1 protein-coding gene is annotated in these 373 nt (G+C 34.3%); it reads right to left on the reverse strand.

Going from position 1 to position 373, the window contains the following annotated elements:
- Window positions 1–216 precede the first annotated feature (216 nt).
- Window positions 217–373: AFG1/ZapE family ATPase (gene zapE / locus SE27_RS14485; RefSeq protein ID WP_455549993.1), on the reverse strand; the 157-nt coding region annotated here is incomplete at its 5' end.

The following is a 373-nucleotide window of genomic DNA, read 5'->3' on the forward strand; positions in this document are numbered from 1 at the left end:
CTATGTACCTCAGTCCAGATGCCTTTTTTATAGTGTATTAAGTTTTTAACAGGTCGACATTAGACTTAAGTGCAGATTTTTAGTTAAAATCGCATAAAAAGTCGACACTGCTATAGTTATAGAACAAAGGCTGTGCAATAACCAGTGTTTCGTGTTACTAAAATGCATATGAATACGCAGAAAAAAAGCGCCATCTGGCGCTTTTTTTCAATTTAATTATGATTCCATTTGCTGAATTTGCTTATGCTCTGTATTTAAGTACTCATCAGACTGCATTTCAAGTAAACGTGAACGCGTGCGTTCAATTTCGAAAGCCATTTTCTGACCTTGATAAATATCAACAATTGAATCTTCTGAGGTTAAGAGTAATTTC

The sequence above is a fragment of the Acinetobacter harbinensis genome (genome assembly GCF_000816495.1).
Lineage (GTDB): Bacteria > Pseudomonadota > Gammaproteobacteria > Pseudomonadales > Moraxellaceae > Acinetobacter > Acinetobacter harbinensis.